At 65.8% G+C, this 23,994-nt stretch carries 24 protein-coding genes and 3 tRNA genes; 14 read left to right on the forward strand and 13 right to left on the reverse strand.

Features of this window, described 5'->3' with window-relative positions; genetic code table 11:
* Positions 1 to 18 precede the first annotated feature (18 nt).
* The 7 genes from epsI to epsL form a co-directional block, all read right to left on the reverse strand.
* Entirely contained in the window at positions 19 to 702 is a 684-nt protein-coding gene (epsI, locus tag C8261_RS01540; protein WP_107491886.1) for an exosortase-associated protein EpsI, B-type, read from the reverse strand.
* Positions 699 to 1,583: an exosortase B gene (gene xrtB / locus C8261_RS01545; protein ID WP_219905105.1), complete on the reverse strand. Its 885-nt coding sequence runs from the start codon at positions 1,581 to 1,583 to the stop codon at positions 699 to 701. Before xrtB ends, epsI begins: the two co-directional genes overlap by 4 nt.
* A gap of 74 nt (positions 1,584 to 1,657) precedes the next feature.
* Positions 1,658 to 2,524 carry a chain length determinant protein tyrosine kinase EpsG gene (gene epsG / locus C8261_RS01550; protein ID WP_107491887.1) on the reverse strand — a complete coding sequence of 289 codons (867 nt, stop codon included), beginning with the start codon at positions 2,522 to 2,524 and terminating at the stop codon, positions 1,658 to 1,660.
* Between the two features lie 9 nt (positions 2,525 to 2,533).
* Positions 2,534 to 3,913, reverse strand: a complete 1,380-nt coding sequence (epsF, locus tag C8261_RS01555; RefSeq protein ID WP_107491888.1) for a chain length determinant protein EpsF — start codon at positions 3,911 to 3,913, stop codon at positions 2,534 to 2,536.
* 17 nt (positions 3,914 to 3,930) lie between these two features.
* Positions 3,931 to 4,734: a polysaccharide export protein EpsE gene (gene epsE / locus C8261_RS01560; RefSeq protein WP_235864796.1), complete on the reverse strand. Its 804-nt coding sequence runs from the start codon at positions 4,732 to 4,734 to the stop codon at positions 3,931 to 3,933.
* Between the two features lie 36 nt (positions 4,735 to 4,770).
* Complete coding sequence (locus tag C8261_RS01565) at positions 4,771 to 5,721, reverse strand: EpsD family peptidyl-prolyl cis-trans isomerase (protein ID WP_107491998.1); 951 nt, start codon at positions 5,719 to 5,721, stop codon at positions 4,771 to 4,773.
* A 146-nt stretch (positions 5,722 to 5,867) separates the two neighbouring features.
* Entirely contained in the window at positions 5,868 to 7,100 is a 1,233-nt protein-coding gene (epsL, locus tag C8261_RS01570; protein ID WP_107491890.1) for an XrtB/PEP-CTERM-associated polysaccharide biosynthesis outer membrane protein EpsL, read from the reverse strand.
* Positions 7,101 to 7,463: 363 nt separating this feature from the next.
* Between epsL and C8261_RS01575 the strand changes: the two genes are divergently transcribed.
* The 3 genes from C8261_RS01575 to C8261_RS01585 all read left to right on the forward strand — a co-directional run bounded on the left by C8261_RS01575 (position 7,464) and on the right by C8261_RS01585 (position 10,175).
* Positions 7,464 to 7,997 carry an FxDxF family PEP-CTERM protein gene (locus tag C8261_RS01575; protein WP_107491891.1) on the forward strand — a complete coding sequence of 178 codons (534 nt, stop codon included), beginning with the start codon at positions 7,464 to 7,466 and terminating at the stop codon, positions 7,995 to 7,997.
* A 153-nt stretch (positions 7,998 to 8,150) separates the two neighbouring features.
* Positions 8,151 to 8,672: an FxDxF family PEP-CTERM protein gene (locus tag C8261_RS01580; protein WP_107491892.1), complete on the forward strand. Its 522-nt coding sequence runs from the start codon at positions 8,151 to 8,153 to the stop codon at positions 8,670 to 8,672.
* Positions 8,673 to 8,786: 114 nt separating this feature from the next.
* Entirely contained in the window at positions 8,787 to 10,175 is a 1,389-nt protein-coding gene (locus tag C8261_RS01585; protein WP_107491893.1) for an undecaprenyl-phosphate glucose phosphotransferase, read from the forward strand.
* A 17-nt stretch (positions 10,176 to 10,192) separates the two neighbouring features.
* On the opposite strand, the gene C8261_RS01590 is transcribed toward C8261_RS01585, so the two are convergent.
* Together C8261_RS01590 and C8261_RS01595 are read right to left on the reverse strand one after the other, a co-directional pair.
* Positions 10,193 to 10,735, reverse strand: coding sequence for a response regulator transcription factor (locus tag C8261_RS01590; protein WP_107491894.1), 543 nt, complete (start codon positions 10,733 to 10,735; stop codon positions 10,193 to 10,195).
* Positions 10,732 to 12,003, reverse strand: a complete 1,272-nt coding sequence (locus tag C8261_RS01595; RefSeq protein ID WP_107491895.1) for an ATP-binding protein — start codon at positions 12,001 to 12,003, stop codon at positions 10,732 to 10,734. The genes C8261_RS01590 and C8261_RS01595 overlap by 4 nt, the downstream gene beginning before the upstream one ends.
* A gap of 252 nt (positions 12,004 to 12,255) precedes the next feature.
* Between C8261_RS01595 and nosZ the strand changes: the two genes are divergently transcribed.
* The 9 genes from nosZ to C8261_RS01645 all read left to right on the forward strand — a co-directional run bounded on the left by nosZ (position 12,256) and on the right by C8261_RS01645 (position 22,045).
* Positions 12,256 to 14,211: a TAT-dependent nitrous-oxide reductase gene (gene nosZ / locus C8261_RS01600; protein WP_107491896.1), complete on the forward strand. Its 1,956-nt coding sequence runs from the start codon at positions 12,256 to 12,258 to the stop codon at positions 14,209 to 14,211.
* Positions 14,212 to 14,471: 260 nt separating this feature from the next.
* Positions 14,472 to 16,661 (forward strand): NosR/NirI family protein, encoded by a 2,190-nt coding sequence (locus C8261_RS01605; protein WP_107491897.1) that lies wholly within the window; start codon positions 14,472 to 14,474, stop codon positions 16,659 to 16,661.
* Positions 16,662 to 16,682: 21 nt separating this feature from the next.
* Entirely contained in the window at positions 16,683 to 17,120 is a 438-nt protein-coding gene (locus C8261_RS01610; RefSeq protein WP_107491898.1) for a transcription regulator, read from the forward strand.
* Between the two features lie 14 nt (positions 17,121 to 17,134).
* Positions 17,135 to 18,424, forward strand: a complete 1,290-nt coding sequence (locus C8261_RS01615; RefSeq protein WP_107491899.1) for a nitrous oxide reductase family maturation protein NosD — start codon at positions 17,135 to 17,137, stop codon at positions 18,422 to 18,424.
* Positions 18,408 to 19,346 (forward strand): ABC transporter ATP-binding protein, encoded by a 939-nt coding sequence (locus C8261_RS01620; protein ID WP_107491999.1) that lies wholly within the window; start codon positions 18,408 to 18,410, stop codon positions 19,344 to 19,346. The genes C8261_RS01615 and C8261_RS01620 overlap by 17 nt, the downstream gene beginning before the upstream one ends.
* A 17-nt stretch (positions 19,347 to 19,363) precedes the next feature.
* On the forward strand, positions 19,364 to 20,179 hold the full coding sequence (locus C8261_RS01625; RefSeq protein WP_107491900.1) for an ABC transporter permease: 816 nt from the start codon (positions 19,364 to 19,366) through the stop codon (positions 20,177 to 20,179).
* 35 nt (positions 20,180 to 20,214) lie between these two features.
* Positions 20,215 to 20,757, forward strand: a complete 543-nt coding sequence (locus C8261_RS01630; RefSeq protein WP_107491901.1) for a nitrous oxide reductase accessory protein NosL — start codon at positions 20,215 to 20,217, stop codon at positions 20,755 to 20,757.
* Between the two features lie 3 nt (positions 20,758 to 20,760).
* Positions 20,761 to 21,405, forward strand: a complete 645-nt coding sequence (locus C8261_RS17545; protein ID WP_235864797.1) for a hypothetical protein — start codon at positions 20,761 to 20,763, stop codon at positions 21,403 to 21,405.
* A 4-nt stretch (positions 21,406 to 21,409) separates the two neighbouring features.
* Positions 21,410 to 22,045: a nitrous oxide reductase accessory protein NosL gene (locus C8261_RS01645; RefSeq protein ID WP_107491902.1), complete on the forward strand. Its 636-nt coding sequence runs from the start codon at positions 21,410 to 21,412 to the stop codon at positions 22,043 to 22,045.
* A 53-nt stretch (positions 22,046 to 22,098) separates the two neighbouring features.
* Here C8261_RS01645 and C8261_RS01650 read toward each other — a convergent pair whose 3' ends face one another.
* Positions 22,099 to 22,491 carry a c-type cytochrome gene (locus tag C8261_RS01650; protein ID WP_107491903.1) on the reverse strand — a complete coding sequence of 131 codons (393 nt, stop codon included), beginning with the start codon at positions 22,489 to 22,491 and terminating at the stop codon, positions 22,099 to 22,101.
* A gap of 198 nt (positions 22,492 to 22,689) precedes the next feature.
* Between C8261_RS01650 and C8261_RS01655 the strand changes: the two genes are divergently transcribed.
* On the forward strand, positions 22,690 to 23,019 hold the full coding sequence (locus C8261_RS01655) for a c-type cytochrome (protein ID WP_107491904.1): 330 nt from the start codon (positions 22,690 to 22,692) through the stop codon (positions 23,017 to 23,019).
* 44 nt (positions 23,020 to 23,063) lie between these two features.
* Here the strand turns inward: C8261_RS01655 and C8261_RS01660 are convergent.
* The 3 genes from C8261_RS01660 to C8261_RS01670 form a co-directional block, all read right to left on the reverse strand.
* A tRNA-His gene (locus C8261_RS01660) sits at positions 23,064 to 23,139 on the reverse strand.
* A 46-nt stretch (positions 23,140 to 23,185) separates the two neighbouring features.
* Positions 23,186 to 23,262, reverse strand: a tRNA-Arg gene (locus C8261_RS01665).
* Between the two features lie 27 nt (positions 23,263 to 23,289).
* A tRNA-Pro gene (locus C8261_RS01670) sits at positions 23,290 to 23,366 on the reverse strand.
* A 198-nt stretch (positions 23,367 to 23,564) separates the two neighbouring features.
* Between C8261_RS01670 and dksA the strand changes: the two genes are divergently transcribed.
* Positions 23,565 to 23,990, forward strand: coding sequence for an RNA polymerase-binding protein DksA (gene dksA, locus C8261_RS01675; RefSeq protein WP_107492001.1), 426 nt, complete (start codon positions 23,565 to 23,567; stop codon positions 23,988 to 23,990).
* The last annotated feature ends 4 nt before the right edge of the window (positions 23,991 to 23,994 follow it).

Below are 23,994 nucleotides of genomic sequence, written 5' to 3' on the forward strand. Positions count from 1 at the left end.
CGACTGCGAAACGACGCCTCATTCGATGCTGCCGCGCCCGGCAAACCGCGGGCGGTGTTCAGGATCGATGGCCGCGACGATGGTGCGCAGGAAGTCATCCTGCATCCGGTAGGCGGCTGCGGAGTCACGTGAGATCGTCGACACTCTGAACAGCAGGCCATCCGGATAAACCCCGCGGATGCTATAGCGCAGTTCGGCAAGCTTCTTCTGCTTGCCGTTCACCACCACGTCCTCGCCGACGGTCATCCAGTAGGTGACCGGCTCCGGGCGTGCGTTGCCGTGCATGGTCTCGACACGCTTCACCGGGATCTCGCCACCGGCAAGCGCAAGTGAATCGATCCTGACGGACTTGAGCAGGAAACCTTGCGCGGGATAGCAGACCTCGGGCATGTGAACCTGTACGCCGTCACGCTGGTCGCTGCCATAAGCGATGGAGAGCATGATGCGATCCCCACGGGCATTCACATAGGTACGACTGAGGGTCTGATTGTAGATGGCCTGGATGGCGAAATCCTGTTGCGGATTGACCACGGCAGCCGGGACATTTGGGTCTACCCGCCACTCACCGGCCTGCTCCGGAACCAGCGCGGCAAGGTCGAGCGCAGGCAGTTGATCGCTCAAGGCAATGCGCGGGGTGATCGCCTGGGCGCCGAAGGCAGTCACGCAGGCCAGCAGGGCTATGATGATTGCACGGCGGTTCATGCCCTGACCTCCTTGCCACGGATACGCTGGAAGCGCTGGATGCCGAGCCTGATCAGCGTATCGACCAGGATGATTAGCAGCAGGGCACTGAGGAAGAGCACCATGCCGGCAAAGTCGTGCAGGAAACCCTGCCCCGCCTCGTCACCGAAGTGGTAGGTGATCAGCGTCAGCACGATGACGCGGATGATGTTGGCGGTAAAGGAGATCGGCACGATCAGGATGGCCAGGGTGACATTGCGCGCCAGCGATTCGTGACGTACCAGGTTGAGATACAGCAGACCGAGCGCTTCGAGCGTGAACAGCGTCTGCAGTCCGGCGCAGGCATCGGCCACCAGCAACTGATACTGGCCGATCTGCAGGATCACCCCGGTACGCGCGATGGGATAGCCAAAGGCGTAGAGGATGTGCTCCGCGGCATAAGAGACCCCCATCTTCATCGGCATGGTGAGGGTATCGACCACCACGCTCGGCAGCGGAATCATGAACAGCATGAAGAAGAAGCCGAACCACAGCGTCTTCGCGCCACGTGTGCCGCGCAGAAGGAGCACGACGGCAACCAGCACCCAGATCAGCGAACCGATCTCGAACAGCAGGATGTGCTGCGAGCGCCCGAGAGCATAGAGCAGCAAGCCCACCACCAGCACCGGCCAGCCCAGCCATGAGGCCGGTTGGCCGGCGCTGGCGCTCATCATCTCGGGCCACTTGCGGTACAGCAGCCACAGCGAAATGGCCAGCACGATGGGGCCGTGCGCCTGCTGGTCGGTACTCCAGAGGCCCCGGAAGAGGTCGATGAAGCTGGGACCGTAGAGGAAGGCGATACCGGCAAGAACGATCAGCCACGGCGTGAACTCGCTGCGTGGGCTGAGTGTCGTGGTGGTCATTTTGGTGGTCGAAGCCGTCATGGGGAGGATGGGTGGGTTGACGGAGGCGCCCATGCAAGGCGCCTGCCGGGAACTCAGCGCTCGTTCAGCACGGTGCCCACCACCGTCGCGCTGGCCTGGCGCAGCATGTCGGCGAAGCCGCGCAGCGCGGCGAGCCGGCTGGTGTTCTTCTGCGCGACGATGAGCGCACCGCTGGCACGCACGGCAATGGTGTGGGCGTCGGCGTACTGGGCACCGGCGGGGGTGTCGATGAGGATGACGTCGAACTGCTGGGCGAGTTGCTGCAGCAGTTGCGCGAACATGGGCCGAGCGAGCAGCTCTTGCGGATTGGGCGGGACGGCTCCGGCGGGCAGTACGGAAAGGTCGCGAAGCGCGGAGACGCGCTGGATGGCTTCGGGGCTGCCGCGCCCGGCAAGCACGGTGGACAAGCCGTTGCGATTGTCCACACCAAAGAGCAGGTGCTGGCGGGGGTGACGCAGGTCGGCATCGACGACCAGGGTGCGCTCACCCAGTTGCGAGAACACCACGGCAAGGTTGGCAGTCAGCCAGGAGCGGCCTTCACCACGCCCGGGGCTGGTGATGGCGAGGGAGTGGCGTTCGTCTTCGCCATCGAACCAGCGCAGCATGAGTTGGCTGCGCAATGCCCGCAGGGCTTCGACCTGAGGGGCAAAGGGGTTGTAGGCGGCGAGCACCTCGTCGGCGAGCGCTGCTTCGCCGCGCGCGAGATAGGGGTAGTCGAACTGGCGTGAGAGCGCCTGACGGATATCGGCCTCACTGAGCAGGCCGAGGTGGATGGCAGCATCGCCGAAGCGCAGGTTGAGTTCGCGCTGGGCGCGCAGGATGCGTTCGGCCTCTTCAGGCTTGAGGCGGCCGGCGTCGATGAGGATGGCGCCGATGGAACGCTCGGCGTTGCTCAGGCCCTGGGTGGTAGGTGCATTCATGGGATGTCCTCAGGCGGCAGCGCGGCGGCGGAAGAGGCCGCGCGTGCGGCCGGCGGCGGGAATCATGCCCAGCACGGGTACACCGGGGAGCTGGGCAAGGTCTTCGGCACCGCGCACGCGCTGGTCGATGAGTTCAAGCAGCAGCGCCACGCCGAGCCCGAGCAGGGTACCGAGGAAGACTGCCAGGATCAGGTTGAGCAGCAGGCGCGGGCTGGAGTGCTGGAGCGGTGCGCTGGCCGGGGTGAGCACGGCAATGTTGGTCTGCTGGGTCTGGCTTTCCAGGTTGGTCTGGGCGAGACGCTGGGTGACGAGGTCGTAGGCGCGCTGGGCGTTCTCGACGTCGCGCTGAAGCACGGCGATCTGGTCGCGGTGGGCCTTGAGTTCGAGCACACGCTCCTTCTGGGCTTCGACGGCCGCGGCGATTTCGCTTTCGCGCGCGGTGCTGATGCGCGTGGTGGTGCCCAGCGAGCTGGCGACGCGCTGGGTTTCCGCGGCGATGCGTTGCTGCAGGGAAGCAATTTCGGTTTCCAGGCGGGCGATGTCGGGGTGGTTGGGGCCGAGGCGGCCGAGGCTCTGCTGGCGCTGTGCGTCGAGGCGGGCGGCATCGGCCTTGAGGCCGCTGATGAGGGGGTTGGCCATCACCTCGGGAAGGGATTCGGCAGCCCCCGCCTGGCTCTGGCGCGAGCGGCTGTCGGCGCGCTGCCCCTGCACGGCCACGAGCTGGCTGGAGAGTTCGGCGAGGCGGGCGTTTTCCATGTCAAAGCGGCCATCGCCAGCGATGATGCCGTGCTGTTGTTCGTACTCGGAGAGACGCCGCTGGGCGCTTTCGAGGTCGGTACGCAGGCCGGCGGTGCGTTCGTTGAACCACGCGGCGTACTGGCGGGCGGGCTCCACGCGCAGTTCGAGGTTGGTCTCCATGTAGGCTTGCGCGAAGGCGTTGGCGATGGCTGCGGCAAACTGGGGATCGGTGCCGGTGTAGCCGATGCTGACCACGCTGCTCTCGCGCGAGGGGCGGACGTCGAGGTTCTTCTTCAGCAGCTCGGCCAGCCATACCTGCAGGCTGCCCTGCCCGTCGGTGGCCTCGCGCCATTGCTGCTGAATGACCGGCAGTTGGTCCATGCGGGTGAGCGCCACGACGCGCTGGGCGACGCGATCGGAGGAGATGATGTCCACCTGGGTGGCAAGGTAACCGGGCATCATCTGCGCAGGAAGCAGGCCGCCCATCAGCGGATCGGCGCTCTTGGCGTCGATCACCAGCGAGGTGGTGGCGGTGTACTGACGCGGCAGCAGCATGCTGACGACGGCGGTGGTGGTGACGACGACGGCAAGGATGCCGAGGATGATCCACAGCCGGGCGCGCAGGATGAGGAGGAATTGCTGGAAGGTCATGACTTGATTCCGCCGGATCAGAACAGGCTTTCGCGCACGAAGATGACATCGTCGGCGCGCAGGAGGTCGTCGAGGCCGGGCTGGAACACTTCCACGCTGCCGTCGGCCTGGCGGCGATGGATGCGCAGGCCGCGGGTGGTGCCGCGCAGGGTGGTGCCGCCGCCGGTGGCCAGGCCCTGCATGACGCTCATGCTGCGCTCCAGGCGGAAGGCGCCGGGGCGCTGCACTTCACCGTAGATGTAGTACACCGGTGCGCGCTGCACGTAGATGAGGTCGCCGCCGGCGAGCGGCAGGTCGCCGCCGAGATCGCCGCCGAGCAGCAGGCCGGGCAGGTCGATCTCGTGGCGTTCCTGGCGGCCGTTGCGCATGCCGATCAGCACCACGGTGTCGGCACCGTTGGGAGAGATGCCGCCGGCGATGGCCAGCATGTCGGTGAGGCGCAGATTGGTGGTTTCCAGCGGATAGCGCCCGGGGCGATTGACCTGCCCGAGCACCGCCACCTGGTTGCCGCGCACCTGGATGGGCAGCACGCTGACCTGCGGCTGGAGGACGAAACCGCCATCACGCAGCCGGCTGGCAATGGCATTCTCCGCCGCACTGAGGGTCAGGCCGCCGACATTGACCGAACCGATCAGCGGAAAACTCAGCGCTCCGGTTTCGGCCACCCGCGTTTCGGTGGTCAGGTCGGGGTTCTGGAAGACGGTGATGCGCACGATGTCACCGGCGCCAAGAACGTATTCCTCGGTGGCCGCACCGGCCTGGGAGAGGCCGATGGCGAGCGCCAGGCAGGCAAGGAAACGCAGGAGTGAGGTTCTGAACATGCTGATCCGCTTCATCCGGTTGCTGTGGGCGCCAGGTCAGCGCAGGGTGGCCGCACCGCGTTCGAAGACGCTGGGTTCGCCGCCGGCCGGGGTCGCCGGTGCGGCTGCGGGCGCGGCATCAGCACTGGCCGCGGGCGCCGCAGCGCTGGCCGGGGCACTGAAGTCGCCGACGTACTCGATGGCGGCGGCTTCACGCAGGCGCTTGATCTCGGCAGCGGCGCGATCGGTACGTGCCTTGTTGGCGATGAACTGCTCGATGAAGGGACGCGCGCGGGTCTGATCGATGGGTTCCTCGCGCACGCCGGCAACGAAGATCAGCAGCGCGCCGGTAGGCGTGCGGCTGACCGCAACCTGACCGGCCTCCATGCGCTGCAGACCCTTGAGCAGCTCCATGGGCAATTGCTCGGCGGGACGCACGCCGGCGTTGGCGGTAAAGGGAATGTTCTGCGCCGTCAGCCAGTCGGTGAGGTTGCGGATGTTGCCCACGGCAGCCAGTTGCGTGCGCAACTCCTCGAAGCGCTCGGCCGGCAGGCGGACGTTGACCTCCTGCAGGTTGAACACGCGACGCTGCGCAAAGAGCTCGGGATGCTCGGTATAGAAGGTGGCAATCTCCGCATCACCGGGGCGCTCGGGTGCACCCACGGCCTGCTCGGCATAGGCTCGGGCGAGGATCTCGCGGCGCGCCATGTCGATGCTCTGCAGCACACGCGGATCGCGGTCGAGCTTGCGCTCGATGGCCTGCTGGACCAGCAGTTCCTGGTCGATGAGGCGCTCCAGCGCGGCGCTGCTGGCCTGCGCCATCTGCTCGGCGGGCACGTTGCCGGCGCGCGACAGCATTTCATTGAGCTGATGGACGGTGATCTCGGCCTTGTTGACCTTCACCGCCACCTGGGACGGTGCCTTGCCGCCTGAATCCCCTCCACAACCCGCCAGCAGAGCGGCGACCAGCAGCAGGGAGAGCGGAGCTACGCGAAGCTTGACGAGCATGTGTTCATCCATCGATTGGCAAGTGGAAAAAGGGTTGCAGGCAACATACCGCAATGCAACATAACGGCCGTCATATGACATGTCAAGCTCACAGGGCGATGTTTCTTACCGCACCCGGAACAACCGGAAAGGATAACCTTTTGGCATCAAAAAATGAAGTTCGCAAACACTGACACAGTGTCGGCATCATAGTTTCTCGAAACCAGCGCCGAACTGCGGCGCTGGCGCTCGGCACGCAACTGGAAACTCGCCCAGTCGCTCGCCTGGTAACGCGCCCATAGCCCGAAACGTTCGGTGCGATCATCGCGCCGCGGCACCAGGCCACCGAAGCCAAGCTCGGGATCGCCGCCGTAGTCGCGCTCACGACGCTCGGCGATCAGACCCGCGGAGATCTTCGAAGTCGCCGCCCATACCGGCTCGAAGGCGAGTACGCGGGTAAGCGCATAGTTGGCAACGAGATCTTCCTCGGCTCCGATGTCGCGCCGCCAGCGCAGATTGAGCGCAAGCTTGGCGGTCGGCACCCAGCGCAGCGCAAGCTGACCGGTGGTGCCGCTGAAATCCCGCGCCGGCGCCAGCGCATAGGTTCGCGAGGTATGACCGAGCTCGCCATTCACGGCAAAGGCCGCAGTGAGCTGCCAGTCCATGCCCACGCGCCACTGGCGCTGGCGATAGTCGCGGATGGAACCCGCAACGGCGAGGCGATTGGGATAGCGCCCATCGGCCTCCTGCACGCTCAGTTGCAGACGATTGCCTGCACGCGTGATCCACGTGAGGTCGGCATTCACGGTGCGGGCGTCGAACTCCGACAAGGGGCGCCTGCCGTCCTTGTACCAGCTGCGGCTGTGCACCACCCCCACCCCCACCGCCCACTGCGGATCGATGCGCAGCACTGCCCGCCCGGCACTGCGCCGGAAGCGCCGTATCACCTGCTCGGTGCCACCAACATCATCGAAGCCGGCGAGGGTTTCGCTGTACTGATGAACCAGCGTACCCGACCACTGCCGCCCGGCCACCCAGTCCCAGCTCAGACGCCCATCGGGGGCGGTGTAGTCGAGATCGTCATGATGTCGATAGGCGGAGTGACTGAGGTCAAGATCGGCACGCAGACGCTGGCGACTGACAGTACGATCGAAGCCGAGCTGCACGCCGGTCAGCGAGATGCGATCACCACGCTCTCCTCGCGGCGCCACGGCACCGTCGGGCAGGCGGTAGAGGTTGCTGTCGTACTGGATGAGCTGGGAAAGCCCCACCGAAAAGCCCTCCTCGCCCGCCATCGCAGCGCAGGGAAACAGCATCGCGCCGAGCAGCACGACAAGCGGCAGCGGCGCAGCGACAGATGCGGAAACGGGCGCGTCGCCCCACCGGTTCGGGATGCTCATTAGCGTAAGTGTACTGGAAGTTGCGCGGCAATTGTATGACAGAACACGATATCCGCATCGCAACAAATGCAACACAATGATGTTGAAAGCTTAACAAAATGGACACATACATAGTTTTGTATAATGTTGTTTAAATTGAATTTTCCTTTCAACGTCGACTTTTTTTACACATTGGGCATGCCAAATCAACCGTTGCGCCTTGCAGCATCATGAGAGCTCGCATAAGCTCATGATGTGCAAACGTTCATCTATCTGAAATAGTTTATGGGCATAGTTATTGCTTAATAGCGACGGCATGCACCCCCCAACAGGGTTCATGGATTTCACCCTTCGACTCAACCCCCTCAACAGAGGAGTCTGCACATGCGCAAGATCTTTGCCGCCACCGCCCTGTGCGCAGGACTGAGCCTCGGCTCAACGGCCTACGCCTCCAACAACCTGACCGTGGATCTCGGCCCCGTGGGCGCCAACCAGACCTTCTCTCAGGTCATCCAGAAGAGCCAGGGCTACTTTTCCGACACCTGGACCTTCTCGGTCGTCGAAGATATTTTCTCCGCCGGCTCGGTCAGCAACCTGTCGATCAAGCTTCCCAGCCTGAACCTGCTCAACATCTCCAACCTGTCCGCACAACTGTACGACGGCCTGGGCAACATGCTTTACAACCTCGATCTGGATCCGGGCAGCTCCGCCGACATCAAGGTCGGTTCGGGTCTGTTCCAGGTTGGCACCGGCTATCACTTCGCGATCAGTGGTTTCGCCGATGGCGCTGCCGGTGGACAATACGTGTTCGCGGTAACCACGCTGCCCGTACCCGAACCCGAGACCTACGCCATGATGCTCGCCGGCCTTGGCCTGATCGGTGCCGTTGCGCGTCGCCGCATGAAGCGCGAAGGCTGATCGCCCTGCCGCCGGCAGCAATGCTGTCGGCGGCATAACTTCATGCTGCAAGGCACAATGCAATGCATATGGCTTGCCTGAGCAAATCCAAATGAATATGATGGCGGGCGCTTCCATCCGTCATCGTATCCATTACCTCATCTGGACAAGCTCATGACCTTCAAGAAAACCCTCGTCGCCCTCGGCATCGGCCTGGCGATGACCGGCGCGGCCAATGCCGCGACCTACGACCTCGGCGAATTCTCCGGCATCTCCGTGATCGCCAGCACGGTCACGACCGCCAAGGGCGCCTTCAGCGACACCTGGAATTTCAGCCTCGCCGGTGACAGCTTCACCGTCGGCGCGGTCTTCGACCTGCCCAGCCTGCTCGGCCTGCACTACAACATCAGCAGCCTCAGCGCCCAGCTCTTTTCCAGCAGCGGCGCGCTGGTGGTGGACTTCGACGACTGCTTCCTGAGCAGCAAGGATTTCAAGTTCAGCCTCGGCACCCTGGTCGCCGACAGCTACTCCCTGCTGGTAAGCGGCAACGCCACCGGCTGGGCCGGCGGCCGTTACGAACTGAAGATGACGGCGAAGCAGATTGCCGCGCCGGTACCGGAACCGCAAACCCTGTTGATGATGCTCAGCGGCCTCGGCCTTCTCGGTGCCGTCGCCCGTCGTCGTCGCCTTGGTTGACGCCGTGGCGGCCCACCTCGCGGTGGGTCGCCGCCTGTCACACAGCGGGCCACGCGGCCCGTTTTTTGTCTGCACTACCCTGCCAACCGTCAAACCTGAGCGCATATCCGCACAATGTTCGCCGCCATTGACCGTCAGAAGATGCTGCAACGCAAGGCCCTGACCCTGCCCGCCGCCATCGAGGCCTTCCTCGATCCGCTGGTGGTCATCGGCGTCCTGCTGGCCGCCGCGGCGCATGCCGGCGACACCATCGGACCGCCCTATCTGGTGCTCGGTGCGCTGGCCTTTGCGCTGACCTTCCCCGGCGACATCGGCATGCATGAGGCGGTACGCCGCATGCTGCGCAAGGTGGCCACCAACTGGCTGATCTTCGCTACCGTGCTGGGCGCCTTCGGCGTCGCCAGCGGCTACATCAAGGTTTTTCCCGAGCAGGTCCTGCTGACCTGGCTGCTCGCCACCCCGCTCGCCCTCGCCGGCGCCCACCTTGGCGCGCGCGCCGTGCTGCCGCGGGTGATCAGCCAGAGCCAGCGCAGCGCGGTGATCGCCGGGGTCAATGACATCGGCGTGCGCCTGGCCAGGCAGTTCCTCTTCAACCCCTACCTCGGCACCCGCGTGCTGGGCTTCTTCGAGGACCGCAGCGCCGACCGCCTGCCCACCGTCCTCCCTGTCGCCACCCGCGGACGGCTCGCCGAGCTGGCCACCTTCGTCAAGGAACACCACGTCGACGCCATCTACCTGGCGCTGCCGATGGCCACCCAGCCACGCATCCTGGCGCTCCTCGACGACCTCAAGGACACCACGGCGTCGATCTATTTCGTCCCCGACATCTTCGTCACCGATCTCATCCAGGGGCGCCTCGACAGCGTCAGCGGCATGCCCGTGGTGGCCGTGTGCGAAACCCCGTTCACCGGCTTCAACGGCGTGGTCAAGCGCTGCGCCGACGTGGTGCTGTCACTGCTGATCATGCTCCTGCTCTCTCCCGTGCTGCTCGCCGTGGCCATCGGCGTGCGCCTGTCCTCGCCAGGGCCGATCATCTTCAAGCAGCGCCGCTATGGCCTCGATGGCAAGGAAATCCTGGTCTACAAGTTCCGTTCGATGACCACCTGCGACAACGGCAACGAGATCCGCCAGGCCACAAAGAACGATCAGCGCATCACGCCTTTCGGGGCCTTCATCCGCCGCACCTCGCTCGACGAACTGCCGCAGTTCCTCAACGTGCTGCAGGGGCGCATGAGCATCGTCGGGCCGCGCCCGCACGCCGTGGCCCACAACGAGACCTACCGCAAGCTGATCAAGGGCTACATGGTCCGCCACAAGGTCAAGCCCGGCATCACCGGCTGGGCGCAGGTCAACGGCTACCGCGGCGAAACCGAGACCGTCGACAAGATGGAAAAGCGCATCGAGTACGACCTCGAGTACCTGCGCCACTGGTCGCTCGGTCTCGACCTGTGGATCATCATCAAGACTGCCCTGCTGGTGGTACGCGACCGCAACGCCTACTGAGCAGCGCGCAGCCTCACTCAGGCACCGCGCTGCGGAGCCCGGGCAAGCTTGCGCTGCAAGGTGCGGCGGTGCATCTTGAGGGCGCGGGCGGTGGCGGAAATGTTGCCGTCATGCTCGCCCAGCACGCGCTGGATGTGTTGCCACTCCAGTTCATCGACCGACATGGTGGCCGTGCCGATAGCGCTCTCGATATCGACCTCGTCCACCCGCAGGGCCTTGACGATGGCGTCGACCTCGGCAGGCTTGGCGAGGTACTGCGTCGCCCCCAGCTTCACCGCATTGACCGCGGTGGCGATGCTGGCATAGCCGGTGAGCACCAGGATGCGGGCGTTGGGATTGATCTCCAGCAGCGGCTCGATCAGGCGCAGACCGGAGGCGCCGTCAAGATTGAGGTCGAGGACGACGTACTCGGGCTCGTGGGCATCGGCCAGTTGCAGAGCCTGGGCCTGATCATGGGCACTGAAGACGGTGAAGCCGCGCTGCGCCAAGGCGCGTGACAGGACGCGGTTGAAGGTCTGATCGTCGTCGATCACCAGCAGGTGGGCTTGCTCCTCGTTCACGCGCGTATCCTCTGCTGCGGCAGTTTCATGATCGCCATCGTACCGCCACCGGGGCGCGCGGTCAGCAACAGGCGGCCGCCGGCACGTGCCACAGCAGCCTGCGCAAGGAAAAGGCCGATCCCCATGCCGGTGGCGGAATCCCCCAGTGGCTCGCGGCCGATGCTTGCCGCCAGACCGGGGTCGATGCCAGGGCCGCGATCGGCCACCGTCACCACCAGCTCGTCGGCCTCGCACCCGCCACTCAGCTCCACCCCCGCGGGACAGGCGTCGGCGGCGTTGTTGATGAGCGTGTGCAGGGCTTCGGCAAGGGTAGCATCGGCGACGATGTCGAGGCTGCGCAAGGCCGGCGCACAATGGACCTGCACCGAACTGTGCGGACGCAAGGCGCGCCAGCGTGCCGCCACGCCCTCCAGCCAGGTCTGCGCACTCAGCGCACCACCGCCTTCGGCGCGCAGATTGCCCGCGCGCGCGGTAAGGCCGCCGAGGATCTGCTTGCAGTGTTCGATCTGCTCGCGCATCAGGGCGAGGTCTGCCTGTGCCGGACTGGCATCCGCCACCCCGCCGGCGACCTCGTCGACCAGAATGCGCAGGGTTCCCAACGGCGTGCCGAGCTTGTGCGCCGCAGATGCAGCAAGATTGCCGAGTGCGAGGATCTGCTCATCGCGGGCGTGCGCCTCGCGGGCTGCAGCCAGCTCCTGCTCCAGCCGCCGCAGGGCGCCGGCGGCACGCAGTACGAACCAGGCCACGACCAGTGCGGAGATCACGAAGGTGACCCACATTCCGGCCAGGTGCCAGTGCATCGCCGCATCGTGGTCGACAAAACGGATCGGCACATTGAACTGCCAGAGCAGCGAGTAGGCCAGCACGGCAAGCACGGCCAGCGCCCAGCCCAGCGCCGCAGGCAGGATTGCCGCCCCGATGGCGACCAGGGGCAGCAGCAGCGAGATCAGCGGGTTGGTGGCACCACCACTGAAATAGACGAAGACCGACCACGCCAGCAGGTCGACCAGCAATTGACCCCACAGCATCAGCGCCGACGGTGTGCGCCGGGCCGACGACCACGCCAGGGTGAGCAGGTTGAACGCCGCCAGGCTCGCGGCCACGGCCAGCAACTCACGCTGCGGCAGGTTCACGGCAAGCACCAGGGGCATCAGCCATGCCGCCAGAACCATGCACAGCACCGCCAGCCAGCGCAGCAGGAGCAGGCGCGCGAGCTGGCCATGGCTGAGCAGTTGCTGGGCGGAAAGTACCGGGCCGGGGGAGGTCATGCGGCGATTATCCACCGCCCGGCACGGTACGGCGAGGGGCGCTGAGAGCCGCGCCAGATGGTGGGAAACAATTTTTCCTAATTGTCCTGGATCAAGGCAACCCCCGGGGGCGAAGCCTAGAGTTCGGGTGCGACATTTAGCCGCAGCGTCAATTTGCCGCACACCCTTACAGCGTCACGAACAGGGCAGCGGTCAGCAAACAGGCTTGCAGTTTCACACCGATCATCATCTGAACCAGGGAGCAGCTACGCCATGAGCCAGGAAAACAACACTACTCCGGACACCCAGCCCGACCAGGGGCGCCGCCGGTTCCTCAATACCGCCGCCTTTGCCGGCCTTGCCGGCGCCGGCCTGTCGGTCGGTCTGTCGGCCTGCAAGCAGGAGCAGGCTGCCGCACCCGCCGCCACCGGCAGTGTCGCCCCGCGCGCAGCGGCCGCCGCGAGCAGTGGCGGTGCCGGCAAGTATCACCTCGAACCGGGCGAACTGGACACCTACTACGGCCTGTGGTCGGGCGGCCACACCGGCGACTTCCGCGTGCTCGGCCTGCCTTCGGGGCGCGAACTGCATCGCGTGCCGTGCTTCGTGCCCGATGCGCTGGTGGGCTGGGGACACACCAATGAGTCGAAAGCGGTCATGGGCACCCGCCCCGACGGCAGCCTGAAGTACACCGTGGGTGACACCCACCACACCCACGCCTCCTACAAGGACGGCAACTACGACGGCCGCTACGCCTGGATCAACGACAAGATCAACAGCCGCATCGCCCGCATCCGCCTCGACTACTTCATCTGCGACAAGATCACCGACCTGCCCAACGTGCAGGGCTTCCACGGCATCTTCCCGGACAAGCGCGACCCGGTCGATCCGGCGATCAACTACACCACCCGCGTCTTCTGCGGCGCCGAGTTCCACACCCCGCTGCCCAACGACGGGCGCGACCTGGAGGCACCGGAGAAGTACCGCACGCTGTTCTCCTGCGTCGATGCGGAAACCATGGAGGTGCGCTGGCAGGTGCTGATCGACGGCAACTGCGACCTCGTCGCCACCTCCTTCGACGGCAAGCTGGCAGCCACCAACCAGTACAACACCGAAGGCGGCTACCATTACGAAGGCATGATGTCGGCCGAGCGCGACGCCTGCCTGTTCTTCAACATCGCCCGCATCGAGCAGGCCGTGAAGGACGGCAAGTTCCGCACCTACGGTGACTCCAGGGTACCGGTGGTGGATGGCACCAAGGCCGCCAACACCGACCCGGCGACCTCCCTGGTGTGCTATGTCACCGTGCCGAAGAACCCGCACGGCGTGAATGCCAGCCCGGACGGCAAGTATTTCATCTGCGCCGGCAAGCTGTCGCCGACCGCCACCGTCATCGAGCTGACCAAGGTGCTGGACTGGTTCGACGGCAAGGTGAACGACGCCGACGAGACCATCGTTGCTGAAGTGGAACTGGGCCTCGGCCCCCTGCACACCGCCTTCGACGGCCGCGGCAACGCCTACACCACGCTCTTCCTCGACAGCCAGATCGTCAAGTGGAACGTTGACGCCGCAATCAAGTTCCACAGCGGTGACACCAGCGCGCAGTACGTGGTCGACCGCCTTGACGTGCATTACCAGCCGGGCCACATCAACGCCTCGCAGTCCGAGACCATGTTCGCCGACGGCAAGTGGCTGTGCGTGGGCTGCAAGTTCTCCAAGGACCGTTTCCTGCCGGTCGGCCCGCTGCACGCCGAAACCGAGCAGCTGGTGGACATCTCCGGCGAGAAGATGAAGCTGGTCGCCGACCACCCGGTGCGCCCGGAACCGCACGACTTCATCATCTTCAAGCGCGAGCTGCTCAACCCGAAGAAGATCTACTCGCACGACGACTTCCCGCTCGCCATCACCGACCCGAAGGACGCCGGCGTGTATCGCAACGGCAACAAGGTCACGGTCAAGATCACCTCGCTGGCACCGGCCTTCGAGCCGCGCGAGTTCAAGGTCAAGCGTGGCGACGAGGTCACCATCATCCTCACCAACCTCGACCGTATCGAAGACCTCACGCACGGCTTCGCCATCCCCAAGTACAACGTGAACTTCATCGTCAATCCGCAAGAAACCGCGTCGGTCACCTTCAAGGCCGACAAGCCGGGCGTGTTCTGGTGCTATTGCACTCACTTCTGCCACGCCCTGCACCTGGAAATGCGCAGCCGGATGATCGTCGAGGCCTGAGGCCGCAGACGACAGACCGACTCCGTCACCAGGCACCGGGCCAGGGCGCGAGCCCCGGCCCGTGCAAGCCGCTCCCGCAAGGAGCGGATCGATCGGGTGATCTCTTCGAGGGGCTGCGCGCCCCTCGTTTTTTTGTGCTTACGGCATGAACACAAAGGCGGCCGACCCGAATTGATTCGGGACAAGTACAACTTAAGGGATCGCTTCTACAGTGGCCCCAAGGTTTCACCCCGCACGCCAACCCCGCAGACGACATGAAAATGACAATACCGTCCTTCCTGCGCAGCCTGTGCACTGCCATCGCGCTGAGCTTCGCCGCCCCCACCGTCCTCGCCGACGCCTACAACGCCCGGCTGCCCGACGAGATCAACAGCGCCCCCGACCTGTGCAGCTACGCCCCCTGTGCCGAAGTGCTGCCGGGCGCCACCGCGTTCACCGAGCGCAAGGGCCGTCCCTTCTACGTCGAGGGCTACGCCGAGCGCGAGGGCAAGCGCGAACTGGTGGGCTACGTGATGCTGTCCACCGACATCACCGACATCCCGGCCTATTCCGGCAAGCCGGTGATCACCCTGATCGGCATGGACGCGCAGGGCCACTTCGCCGGGGTGAAGATCCTCAAGCACTCCGAGCCCATCCTGCTGCTGGGCATCCCGGAATCGGCCATGGTGCGCTTCAACGAGCAGTACCTGGGCAAGTTCGTCGGCAGCAACATCGAGGTCGGCCGCACCCGCCCGGGCGAGGACGTCATCGGCCTCGATGCGATCTCCGGCGCCACCGTCACGGTGATCGCACAGAACCAGGTGATGATGACCTCCGGCGCCGCAGTGGCGCGCCAGGTCGGCATTCTCGAGCCGGTGGTGCGCGAACCGGCGCGCCTCAAGGAAACCGGCGCCACCCTCGACTGGGCCACGCTGGTCAGGGAAGGCAGCGTCAAGCGCCTGACCGTACGCCCCGAACAGGTGGGCCTGCCGCGCGACGGCGGCGAACCCTTCATCGACCTGTGGTTCGGCTATCTCAACCAGCCCGACGTGGGCCGCGCCATCCTCGGCGAGGGCGCGTGGCGCAACCTGATGGCCCGGCTCGACGACACCGAGCACGCCATCTTCGTGATCCGCAGCGGCGGGCAGGAATCCTTCAAGGGTTCGGGCTTCGTGCGTGGCGGTCTCTACGACCGCGTGCAGATCCGCCAGGGCTCGGACACCTTCACCTTCCGCGACCTCGACTACTACAACCTCTACAACGTCGCCGCCGCCGGCGCGCCGGCCTACAGCGAGTCGGCGATCTTCATCGTGCGCCCCGAGCATCAGGGCGCGAGCTTCTCCGGCGCCTATCCGTGGAAGTTCGTGTTCCTCGGCAACCGCGTGGACCGCGCCACCGGCCAGCGCAGCTTTGCCAACTTCGACACCGAGTTCTGGATCCCCGCCCACTACCTGGAAGGCGGCCGCCCGGTGATCAGGAAGCCGACCCCGACCTGGCTGCGGGTGTGGCAGACGCGCGCGCTGGAGATCGGTCTGTTCGCCACGCTGCTGGTGACGGTGGCCGCGGTGTATGCCAACCGCGACCGCCTGACGCGCGCCTCCACGCACAAGAACAAGTGGCCGGTGAATGCCTTCAAGTACACCGCCTGGGTGATCAGCATCGGCTACGTGGGCTTCTACCTGATGGCACAACCGTCCATCACCCAGGTGCTGACCTGGTTCCACGCCCTGCTCTTCCAATGGACCTGGGAGCTCTTCCTCACCGATCCGTTCATCTTCCTGTTCTGGATCTTCATCATCGTCACCGTCTTCCTGTGGGGCCGCGGCCTGTTCTGCGGCTGGCTGTGCCCCTTCGGCTCGCTCTCCGAGCTGCTCTACAAGATCGGTGGCTGGGTGGGCCTGAAGCGCTACCAGTTCAAGCTGCCCAAGCCCCTGCACGACAAGCTGAAGTGGGTGAAGTACGCGGTGTTCTTCGGTCTGCTGGCGGTTTCCGTACTGTCGATGACGCTGGCCGAGATGCTCGCCGAAGTGGAACCGTTCAAGACCACCTTCCTGGTCGGCCTGTTCAACCGCAGCTGGCCGTACACCCTGTTTGCCGCCGGCCTGCTGGGCCTGTCGATCTTCATCGAGCGGCCGTTCTGCAAATACCTGTGCCCGCTCGGCGCCGCCCTGGCGATGCCCAGCACCTTCCGCTGGTTCGGCCTCAAGCGCAAGCAGGAATGCGACAGCTGCAAGGCCTGCGCGGTGGGTTGCGGCTCGCTCGCCATCGACAAGGATGGCCGCATCGACCAGCGCGAATGCCTGCTGTGCCTGGACTGCATGGTGCTCTACACCGATGACCACGGCTGCCCGCCGCTGGCCCAGGAACGCAAGCGCCGCACCAAGGCCGGCCTGCCGCTCACCCCGATCGGCGCGGACGGCTACTACATCCCGATCAAGCCGGTGGCGGCCGCCAAGCCCGCCTCCGCCTGAAGACGACAAGGAGAACCCGACATGGTCAACCCGACGATGCCCACCGATCCGGTCGAGCCGCCCTACGCCGCCAGCGGCACCCTGGGACTGATCGCCGCCGAACTCTGGGACCACCTGTGGCCATGGAGCCGCGCTGCCTTTGCGGGGCAGAAGGCGCACTGGCGCGCGCTTCAGGCGGCAGGCCTGGCGCTGGCCGCGGGCGCCACGCTGATGTGGGTGCTGGCCGCGATGGGGCGCCTGGAAGCCGGCGCCATCATCGGCTGGTGGTTCGGCTGGAGCGTGTTCGAAGTCATCGTGCGCCTCGGCTCCAAGCCCTACGTCAAGGAAGGCCCGTGGTGGGGGCGGCGCTACCGCAAGGCCGGCCTGATGGACATGGTGTGCTACGTCGGTTTCAAGAACCTGCTGATCGGCGCCACCCTCTTCATCGCGCTCAAGTCCGCCGGCCTGCTGGTGCTGTAAGGGACGCCAGGGCTATGCCGTTCCCCCTCCACCGCGCGCTGCGCGCACTCGCCCTGCTGCTGTGTGCGCTGGCGGCCTTGCCTGCGGCAGCGGCCACGGTGTGGACGGTGCGCCCGGGCGAATCCATCCAGGCCGCCATCGACGCGGCCACCGCCGGCGACACCGTGGAAGTGCAGCGCGCGCGCTACGTCGAGAACCTGCGCATCGAGAAACCGCTCACCCTGCGCGGGGTGGACCGCCCGACGATCAGCGGCGGACTCAAGGGGGACGTCATCCGCGTCACCGCCGAGGACGTCACCATCGAAGGGCTGATCGTCTCGGACTCCGGCGACAGCCTGCGCGAGCAGAACTCCGGCATCTACATCTGGCCGGGTTCGCACCGTGCGGTGATCCGCAACTGCGACATCACTTACAGCCTGTTCGGCCTGTGGATCGAGCAGGCCAACGACGTGCTGGTCGAGGGCAACCTGATCACCGGCAAGCGCGAGTACCGCTCGCCGATGCGCGGCAACGGCATCCAGCTCTACAACACCCGCCGTGCGCAGGTCATCGGCAACAACGTCAGCTTCGTGCGCGACGCGCTCTACGTCGATGTCAGCCATGACGCGGTGTTCCGCGGCAACCGCCTGCACCACAGCCGCTACGGCACGCACTACATGAACTCCTACCGCAACCTGTGGGAAGACAACGACGTGTGGATGAACCGCGGCGGCCTGGCGCTGATGGAGGTGCGCGACCAGGTCGTGCGCAACAACCGCGTGTGGGCCAACTCCGACCACGGCATCATGCTGCGCACCATCCAGGATGCGGTGGTGGAAGACAACATCGTCGCCGGCAACGCACGCGGCTTCTTCATCTACGACGCCGAGTACAACGTGCTGCGCGGCAACCTGATCACCGACAACATCGTCGGCGTGCACCTGTGGGCCGGCTCGAAGAACAACGAGGTCGAGATGAACGACTTCGTCGGCAACCGTGAGCAGGTGCGCTACGTCGGCGCACGCGACATGGTGTGGGGCGAGGCGCAGGGCAACCACTGGAGCAACTACCTGGGCTGGGACCGCAACGGCGACGGCACCGGCGATGTGCCCTACGAAGCCAACGACATGGTCGACCGCCTGTCCTGGCGCCACCCCCTGATGAAGCTGCTGCTCGCCAGCCCGGCAATACAGACGCTGCGCCTCGTAGGCCAGCAATTCCCCCTGCTGCGTGCCCCCAGCGTGGTCGACCCGAACCCGCGCATGCAGCCCAAGCACGACAACTGGAGAGACTGGCGTGGAAAGCACTATCCAGGCAGCCGCTGAAGCCCCCGCGAGCGCCGGCGCGGTGGTCCGTGTACGCGGTGCAAGCAAGCACTATGGCGCGGTGCGCGCGGTGGACGGCGTCGATCTCGCCGTGCAGCGCGGTGAACTGTTCGGCCTCATCGGCCACAACGGCGCCGGCAAAAGCACCCTGTTCAAGATGATGCTCGGCCTCATCCCGGCCACCGCGGGCGAGATCGCCATCGACGGCGCGCCGGTCAGCGGCAGCGGCTTTCGTGCGGTGCGGCGCAAGATCGGCTACCTGCCGGAAAACGTGGTGCTGTACGACAACCTCACCGGGCTGGAAACCCTGCACTTCTTCGCCAAGCTGAAGAGCGTGCCGGCGGCCGGCTGCGGTGCGCTGCTCGAGCGCGTGGGGCTGGCGCATGCCGCCGGCCGCCGGGTGCGCGAGTACTCCAAGGGCATGCGCCAGCGTCTCGGCTTTGCGCAGGCCCTGCTCGGCCGCCCGCAGATCCTCTTCCTCGACGAGCCGACCACCGGCCTGGACCCGGAAGCGATCCGCGAGTTCTACGTCATCCTGCGCGGCCTGCGTGCCGAAGGGGTGACGGTGATCATCACCTCGCACATCCTCGCCGAGATCCAGGAGCGCGTGGACCGCCTGGCCATCATGGCCGCCGGCAAGGTGCAGGCGCTCGGCACGGTGCAGGCGCTGCGCGAGGCGATGGACCTGCCGCTGTGGTTCGACGTGCGCGTCGCCGACAGCGACTTCACCGCGGTGCGCGACGCGCTGGGCAGCCTGCCGGTGGCAGCCATCGAGGCACACGACGGGCGGGTGGCCGTGCAGGTGCGGCGCGAATCGAAGATGGCGGTGTTCGCCGCGCTGGCCACGCTGGGCGAGCGCGTGCTCGACCTGCATGTACGCGAACCGTCGCTGGAAGACGTGTTCTTCGGTTTCTCGGACTGACGAAGGGGCAGACGCTCATGGAACTCTCGCAAGTCGCCACCATCGCCGGCAAGGAATTCTGGGACCGCATCCGCAACCGCTGGGTGCTCGCCGTGGCGCTGGTATTCACCGTCTTCGCGCTGGTCATCGCCTACTTCGGCGCCGCCCAGCAGGGTGCGGTGGGTTTCCGCTCCATCGAGGTCACCATCGCCAGCCTGGTCAGCCTGGTGATCTACCTGATCCCGCTGATCGCCCTGGTGCTGGGCTTCGACGCCATCGTCGGCGAACGCGAACGCGGCTCGCTCGACCTGCTGCTGTCCATGCCCATCACCCGCTTCGAGCTCATCCTCGGCAAGTACCTCGGACTGGCCGGCGCACTGGCCTTCTCCACCGTGGCTGGCTTCGGCCTGGTGGCGCTCGTGCTCTCCGCCCAGCTCGACCTCAACGCGCTGTTCCACTACTTCGGCTTCATGGCCTCCTCGGTGCTGCTCGGCATGGCCTTCCTCAGCCTGGCGGTGATGCTGTCGGTGCTCGCCGCCGACCGCACGCGCGCCTCCGGCCTGGCGATCGCGATGTGGTTCTTCTTCGTGCTGGTGTTCGACCTGCTGCTGCTCGGCGCCCTGGTGGTCACCGGCGGGCAGTACGGCGGCGACATCTTCCCCTGGCTGCTGCTGCTCAATCCGGCCGACGTCTTCCGCATCCTCAACATCTTCACGCTGGACGACGTACGCACCCTGTACGGCCTGGCCACCGTGTTCCCGCCCTCGCTGGCCGAGCCCTGGCTGCTGACCGCCGTCATGCTCGGCTGGATCGCCGCGCCGCTGGGCATCGCCAGCTGGCGCTTCGGCAAATAGACCGGCGCACACGCCGGCATTACAGGAGAAAACCCATGTGCACCCATCACCGCTGCTTCAGCCGCCGGCACTTCCTGCTCGCGGGCGCGGCCACCGGCCTGCTCGCCGCCTGCGGGCAGTCCTCCACCACCGGCAGCGGCGCGCTGGTGCCGGTCGAGATCGACCGCGGCACCTCCTGCGCGCTCGACGGCATGCTGCTCGCCGACTACCCCGGCCCCAAGGCACAGATCCACTATGACGGCATGGCCGAGCCCGATTTCTTCTGCGACACCGTGGAGATGTTCTCCATCTACCTGAGCCCGGAACAGATCCGCAAGGTTCGTGCGATCTACGTCCAGGACATGGGCAAGGCGAGCTGGGACGAGCCGGTGGGCCACTGGATCGAGGCCCGCGATGCCTGGTACGTGCATGGATCGAGCCGGCGCGGCGCGATGGGTCCGACCATGGCCTCTTTCGCCGCACAGGAAGAGGCGCAGAAGTTCGCTACCGAGTTTGGCGGCACGCTCGTGCGCTTTGCCGACGTCAAGCCCGACATGGTGGTGCTCGACGGCGGCGCCCTTCACGATCACAGGATGTAAGCCATGGATCCCTTCTATGATGCCCTCGACACCGAGCAGGCCGGCGAAATCGCCCAACTCGCGCGGGTCATGTACGAAGCACGAGAACATCGCCGCGAGATCCTCGAACACTACGCCACCGATGACGCTGGCGAGTTGCTCGAACGCGTTGCCGCGCTCACGGCCGCCGGCGAAAGCGAACACCCCTGCTACGAGCACTACCTGGCGGTGTGCATTCTCGACCAGACGCGCAGCGCCGCGCGCACGCTGATGGCGGCACGCCTGAAGGAAGACGACGACTATCAGCCCCCTCACCCCCTTCACCTGCAGCTCTACGAGGCTTTGCTGACCAGCACGGCCATCAGTTGCTCACCGCGCCTGGTGCACGACGCCCTGCTCATCGACCTGCCCGACGGCACCGAACTCACCGTGCGTTATGCCAGCCCGGTGGCCTATTCGCTGCACTGGACGCTCAGCGACGGCAGCACCCTGGGCATCGATACCGCCCCCGGCCACCGCCACCTCGACGGCGCTACCCAGCACCTGCACCTCGAAGACGGCCGTGTGGTGCATGACCCGCTGACCTCGATCAGCCGCTCCGCGCACGAGAACCTGCACGCCGTTCTCGCCGCGCTGATGCTCGATCCGCGGCTGAGCGGACAACGCTGAGCTGATGGGCACCACCGCACGACTGCTGCGCTCGCCACACGTCCTCGTCGGCGGCGCGGCGCTGTGCGCGGCGCTGGCCGGCGCGCTGGCGCTGTGGCCGCGCAGTCCGGACGGCGTAGTGGACTACCACCCTCCGGCCGAGGATATCTGCATCGTCCCGCCGGCCCGCATCATGGCCGCGACCCCGTGGGATCCGGCCTCCGGCCTCGACCGCCACGCCGCGCGGGCGGTGCCGCCGCAGGCACGCTGCCCGGTGTGCGGGATGTATCCCGCGCGTTATCCACGCTGGGCCAGTCAGCTGATCTACGAGGACGGCGCCGCGCACTTCTTCGACTCGCCGGTGGATCTGCTGCTGTTTGCCAGCGAGCCCGCGCGCTACGACCCCGAACGGGCGTCCGCGACCATCGCCGCGCGCTACCTGAGCGATTACCGCAGTGGCGGCTGGATCCCCGCTGATGAGGCCTGGCTGGTGTGGGGTTCGCGGGTCCATGGCCCGATGCGCGGCGCCGACCTGCCCGCCTTCGCCTCTGCGCAGGACGCCGGCGCATTCGCCGCCGAACATGGCGGTGAAGTGCTGCGCTTCGAGGCCATCGACGGTGAGCGGCTGGCCATCCTGCGCGACAGCAACCACTCGCACTGAGCAGAATGAAGAACGGCGCCTCCTGGGCGCCGTTCTTCGTTGCCATGAGGCACTTACTGCACGCTGGCGACCATGTAATCGACCGCAGCCTTGACCTCTTCATCGCTCAGCGCAGCGGCACCACCGCGCGCCGGCATCATGCCCTTCTCGCCGGTATAGCCTTCGAGGGAGTGCAGGTAGAGGGTGTCGATACCCTGCGCGATGCGCGGCCCCCAGTCGGCAGCATCCTTCAGACGCGGCGCACCGGCCACGCCGGCGGCGTGACAGAGCGCGCAGGTCTTGCGATAGACCCCCTCGCCGACGGTGTTCTGCGGCGCCGCGGCAGGGGCCGGTGCGCTTGCAACCGGCGGCGGCGGCGCCGCAGGTGCGGGCGGCGGAGCATCCTGGCCACATGCAGCGAGTACGGCTGCCATGCTTGCGGCGGCCAGATAGGACAGCTTGTTCATTGCTTTCTCCTCTGTGTCGGGCGGGTGGCCGGCGATACCGGCCAACGCTTCCCATGCTAGCGGTAGCCATCCCGAAACTGATTGACAGGCATCAATTCCTTCCCCGCCGGCATATGCCGTCTGCTGTAGCCCACCGCGAGCATGTCCGCTACACTCTGACGAAAGCGATACCGGTCCAACAACAACGAGGAGGTAGAGATGAGAAAGATCGCCATTGCCGCTGCCGCGGCCCTGCTCCCCGCCACCTGTGCGTGGGCATCCGCACCACCGGCGGAAATCGCCGCATTGCTCAAGGACAACAACTGTACGGTCTGCCACCTGATCAGCGGGCGTACCGTGGTCGGCCCTTCGTACGCCGACATCGCCGCGCGCTACGCTGACGACAAGGCCGGCGCCGTCGCGGTCCTTGCCGAGCGGGTGAAGAACGGTTCGGACGCCAAGGTCTGGGGGGCAGCGCCGATGCCGGCGGCACCGAAGATCAGCGAGGCGGAGGCCGAGGCCGTGGTGAAGTGGATTCTCGGGCTGTAATCGTGAAAAGGCCAGTTCCGCGGAACTGGCCTTCTTGCATCTTGTGGGGCGACATACCGGTTTCGAACCGGTGACCTTTGGAGCCACAATCCAACGCTCTACCAACTGAGCTAATGCCGCCACTTTCTGGAACCCGTCTGTCGACGCGCTCCGCAAAACCTGTCTCTGGCCTGCCCGGCAGGGATCGAACCTGCAACCCCCGGCTTAGAAGGCCGGTGCTCTATCCAATTGAGCTACGGGCAGATTCCACACGGGCAACCGGGGGTGAGCTGGTCGGGGTGGAGGGATTCGAACCCCCGACATCTTGCTCCCAAAGCAAGCGCGCTACCGGACTGCGCTACACCCCGAGAGCCGCGAATAATACACAGTAGTCACAGGCGCGTCAAACACTGCCGGACACTTTTCCGCGCACCCCGCAAAAAGGCCTGAAGCCGCTCCCCGTCGGGCTTTGCAGCTTGCCGACAAGGGGCGTTTCTGCTATCTAAAGAGCTCCCCGACGCGTTCGCGCAACACGTCGTCCGTACACCATCGCCATAGTGTCCACCATGCCCGAAGAGAGCCTGCACAAACAGTTTCCTCCCTACGTTCCCGGCAAGGGCGAGGAGTACATGAGCGAGAAGCAGCTGAATCACTTCCGCAACGTGCTCGAAACCCTCAAGCGCGAGTTGATGGAGGACATCGAACGCACCGTCCATGCCCTGCAGGATGAGCCGACCAGCTATGCAGACCCCAATGACCGTGCCAGCCAGGAGTCCGACCTCGCTCTCGAACTGCGCAACCGCGATCGCGAAGGCCGGCTGATCAAGAAGGTGGATGAAGCCCTCGCCCGCCTCAGCGAAGGCGAGTACGGCTACTGCGACTCCTGTGGCGTGGAGATCGGTCTGAAGCGCCTGGAGGCCCGCCCGACGGCAAACCTGTGCATCGACTGCAAGACCCTGGAAGAGATGCGCGAACGCCAACTGGGCAAGTAAGCGC

Origin of the sequence: Pseudothauera lacus (genome assembly GCF_003034845.1) — a bacterium.
GTDB classification, from domain to species: Bacteria; Pseudomonadota; Gammaproteobacteria; order Burkholderiales; family Rhodocyclaceae; genus Pseudothauera; species Pseudothauera lacus.

Coding starts and splice junctions, on each gene's coding strand:
- epsI (WP_107491886.1), bottom strand. CDS start 702: ATGAACCGCCGTGCAATCATCATAGCCCTGCTGGCCTGCGTGACTGCC.
- xrtB (WP_219905105.1), bottom strand. CDS start 1,583: ATGACCACCACGACACTCAGCCCACGCAGCGAGTTCACGCCGTGGCTG.
- epsG (WP_107491887.1), bottom strand. CDS start 2,524: ATGAATGCACCTACCACCCAGGGCCTGAGCAACGCCGAGCGTTCCATC.
- epsF (WP_107491888.1), bottom strand. CDS start 3,913: ATGACCTTCCAGCAATTCCTCCTCATCCTGCGCGCCCGGCTGTGGATC.
- epsE (WP_235864796.1), bottom strand. CDS start 4,734: ATGTTCAGAACCTCACTCCTGCGTTTCCTTGCCTGCCTGGCGCTCGCC.
- C8261_RS01565 (WP_107491998.1), bottom strand. CDS start 5,721: ATGCTCGTCAAGCTTCGCGTAGCTCCGCTCTCCCTGCTGCTGGTCGCC.
- epsL (WP_107491890.1), bottom strand. CDS start 7,100: ATGAGCATCCCGAACCGGTGGGGCGACGCGCCCGTTTCCGCATCTGTC.
- C8261_RS01575 (WP_107491891.1), top strand. CDS start 7,464: ATGCGCAAGATCTTTGCCGCCACCGCCCTGTGCGCAGGACTGAGCCTC.
- C8261_RS01580 (WP_107491892.1), top strand. CDS start 8,151: ATGACCTTCAAGAAAACCCTCGTCGCCCTCGGCATCGGCCTGGCGATG.
- C8261_RS01585 (WP_107491893.1), top strand. CDS start 8,787: ATGTTCGCCGCCATTGACCGTCAGAAGATGCTGCAACGCAAGGCCCTG.
- C8261_RS01595 (WP_107491895.1), bottom strand. CDS start 12,003: ATGACCTCCCCCGGCCCGGTACTTTCCGCCCAGCAACTGCTCAGCCAT.
- nosZ (WP_107491896.1), top strand. CDS start 12,256: ATGAGCCAGGAAAACAACACTACTCCGGACACCCAGCCCGACCAGGGG.
- C8261_RS01605 (WP_107491897.1), top strand. CDS start 14,472: ATGACAATACCGTCCTTCCTGCGCAGCCTGTGCACTGCCATCGCGCTG.
- C8261_RS01610 (WP_107491898.1), top strand. CDS start 16,683: ATGGTCAACCCGACGATGCCCACCGATCCGGTCGAGCCGCCCTACGCC.
- C8261_RS01615 (WP_107491899.1), top strand. CDS start 17,135: ATGCCGTTCCCCCTCCACCGCGCGCTGCGCGCACTCGCCCTGCTGCTG.
- C8261_RS01625 (WP_107491900.1), top strand. CDS start 19,364: ATGGAACTCTCGCAAGTCGCCACCATCGCCGGCAAGGAATTCTGGGAC.
- C8261_RS01630 (WP_107491901.1), top strand. CDS start 20,215: ATGTGCACCCATCACCGCTGCTTCAGCCGCCGGCACTTCCTGCTCGCG.
- C8261_RS17545 (WP_235864797.1), top strand. CDS start 20,761: ATGGATCCCTTCTATGATGCCCTCGACACCGAGCAGGCCGGCGAAATC.
- C8261_RS01645 (WP_107491902.1), top strand. CDS start 21,410: ATGGGCACCACCGCACGACTGCTGCGCTCGCCACACGTCCTCGTCGGC.
- C8261_RS01650 (WP_107491903.1), bottom strand. CDS start 22,491: ATGAACAAGCTGTCCTATCTGGCCGCCGCAAGCATGGCAGCCGTACTC.
- C8261_RS01655 (WP_107491904.1), top strand. CDS start 22,690: ATGAGAAAGATCGCCATTGCCGCTGCCGCGGCCCTGCTCCCCGCCACC.
- dksA (WP_107492001.1), top strand. CDS start 23,565: ATGCCCGAAGAGAGCCTGCACAAACAGTTTCCTCCCTACGTTCCCGGC.